At 61.1% G+C, this 2,492-nt stretch carries 3 protein-coding genes and 1 pseudogene; 1 reads left to right on the top strand and 3 read right to left on the bottom strand.

All coding sequences use genetic code 11. The features are described from left to right. The 3 genes and pseudogenes from AWB68_RS44045 to AWB68_RS44055 all read right to left on the bottom strand — a co-directional run. On the bottom strand, positions 1 to 257 hold a 257-nt coding region (locus tag AWB68_RS44045; RefSeq protein ID WP_200828973.1), incomplete at its 3' end, for a hypothetical protein. A 172-nt stretch (positions 258 to 429) separates the two neighbouring features. After that, a pseudogene (locus AWB68_RS50495) lies at positions 430 to 549 on the bottom strand (phosphate acyltransferase); the annotation flags it as partial. A 249-nt stretch (positions 550 to 798) separates the two neighbouring features. After that, entirely contained in the window at positions 799 to 1,251 is a 453-nt protein-coding gene (locus tag AWB68_RS44055) for a hypothetical protein (protein ID WP_235028863.1), read from the bottom strand. A gap of 39 nt (positions 1,252 to 1,290) precedes the next feature. Between AWB68_RS44055 and AWB68_RS44060 the strand changes: the two genes are divergently transcribed. Further along, positions 1,291 to 1,608, top strand: coding sequence for a hypothetical protein (locus AWB68_RS44060; RefSeq protein WP_125483289.1), 318 nt, complete (start codon positions 1,291 to 1,293; stop codon positions 1,606 to 1,608). Positions 1,609 to 2,492 lie beyond the last annotated feature (884 nt).

Here is a 2,492-nt window from a genome sequence, read left to right on the forward strand (position 1 = left end):
TCGCGCTCCTTGAGGCCAGCATCGATACCGGCCAAGGCACGCTCGCGCCATTCTTCGAGCCGGTATATCGGTACCGAAACTTCGCGCGAAATGGCGTCCACCGGCTCGCCGCGCAACAAGCGCAAGACGACTTGTTTCTTCCGATTGGCCGACCACCGTTTCACTTCGGCGGCCGCGCCGGGGGCGCTTCCAGTCGCGCTACGCGCTCCTTCCACCGCCCCCGGCACAACCTCGGCGATCTTCGATTTCGTCAGCATGTTCAACTCCGTTTCCAGAAACACGTTTTACCCCAAAATCGTGTCCAGAAAAATCGGAGGCGGTTCAATCGGCACTTCCGTCGACTATCGCTTCGTAGCATGGTTGCGGTCTCAATTGAAAGCTATCCGATCCGCCTTCTGAAGCTCGCTGGATCGTCCGATGACCACTTCCAAGATGGTTCGCGTCGCCTTCCAGCGTAGATTCGGGGAGCGCCCCTTTGCGTAGGCGCAAGTCGAGCGCAACGTCGCCGTGGATTTCCCCGTCGACTTCAAGGTCCGGCGTGCGCTGCTTGGGGTAATGGTACGCTAATCCCGGAGCAAAACGCGCCAGCGGACTTTTCCGCGCGCCCCAAGTGTTCGCGATAACAGTGCGCGATAAATTCCGCGAGAGGTCGCTTCCATCGTTCCTGCTGCTCGTTAGCCAGCGACCCGAATTTTCGGGGCTTCAATCCGAGTTCGCGAGCCATCTGAATATGAGTATGGCCCAACCTGAAACGCTGCCTCGCATCAAACCACGGCTGAAGCTTCGATGGTATCCGCACTACTGCTCACCTCTGCCCCAACTCGCTGCGCTCAATCGCTCCACCGCCGCGTGGTAACGGGTTTGCGAATCCGCAGCATCGTCGTTCTTACTCGTTTTTAAGTCAAACAGATGTTCTGCGACGACTGAGCCGATCGCGTGAACAGCATCGTGTCGCGTAAGTCCTTCTTTCCTGAGGCGATGCATCGCTCGGACCACGGGTTCAAGGTTTAAGGCAATCTGGTTTTCGACGATCGCGTGTAACGCGGCGTGCGCCGTCATGTTGGGAAGTTTGATCCGGGCGACGCGATGATACGTTTCGGTGAGGAAAATTCGCTCCTCTTCGTCAAGCTCTAACCATGATTCGGGCTCGGGCTCGGGCTCGGGCTTGGGCCCGCGCTCGGGGTTGTACGCGTCCATGTGTAAGTCCCGTACTGACTTCTGTTTATCCCACAGCTCCGTTTCTTCGACCATGACGGCTTCATCGCCCGCCTCGGGCTTGCCGGGATTTGAGTGTCCTGCGCAGTCTCGGCGGTACGGATGGCGGAGGCGCGCTACCGGGCGGAGGGGCTGGAAGTGGCGTGGCCACTGCTGACCGAACTCGCGTGGCTCTCGACACGCCGCTTTGCCGACCTGCTCACACGCCTCACCGATGCGTCGCTGGATGCACTGCATCGGCGGTTCGATGCGCAGTTCGATGGTGCCGGCGGTCTCGCCGATCTGGCGTGGCAGGCAAGCGGCGCCGGAATACGGCGCCACGCCTCGATTCGTTCGACTGCCTCTCGTGCGGACGCCCAGTCACCCGCACGAAGCCACAGCGCCGCGGCATGATGATCGCTCGCGTCAGCGCAGAACGGCAACGCAGCCGCGCGCCGCGCGCGCGAGCGCCAACACGGCGCGAGCCACGCGTGGGCCTTGGCTTCGCGGAATAGCCACCGGGTGGCCGACTCGATCTCGGTCTCCAGCCGGTGGCAGGATGCGTTCGTCGCCTGATGATCAGTAAAAGGTGGCGCAGCGTCCTCGCCGAGTTCCCCGATCAAGCCGTCGAGCGCGGCCAGGGTACCGTCGTCCGGATATCCGTCCCGTAACGTCTCCCAGGCCGGTCGCGCAGCACGCGCGTCGCGCCTGAGTAGCGCATTGAGCACATCGTTGCGAAGCATCACATCGCGACTGTCAGCGAAAATATCGAGCTGCATGGTGGCCACACCGAAAAGTAGTTCGATCAAGTCACGGCAGCGTAGCTCACTTCATCGGATCGGTATAGGCGGGACGCGACCGATGACCGCTGGCCTTTCGCGATGCGCGGCTTCGGTCGGCGCCGATTGCCCGCAATTAACGCGCTCAGACATACCGCTGTCGATCGGCTCAGAGTCGTAGTCGCACTGGGCAGCGCCGCAGCAGAGGATGCCGGCGACGGACCTACCCATGGCCGGTGCTGCGACCCGCCCTCTTGCGAGAGGCGTCACCGGTGCGGCTCCTCGGGGTAATCGCATTGCGACCAACACAGCTTAACGAATCCCGGAAACGCCGGAAATTTGACATACTCGCGGTAATGTTGAAAAGACCGATCTCGGATCTCCATTGTGCCGTAGTGGACGAATCGCCTCTTCATCTCGGCGGAGAAACGGGTCGCCAACCCTAATGCCGTTCAGTTAGTGCGACGTGAAAGTCGCGTAGAGGATTGTTCCATCTGGTTTCGGCCAGAAGAGGAACCG

The organism is Caballeronia choica, from assembly GCF_001544535.1.
GTDB classification, from domain to species: Bacteria; Pseudomonadota; Gammaproteobacteria; order Burkholderiales; family Burkholderiaceae; genus Caballeronia; species Caballeronia choica.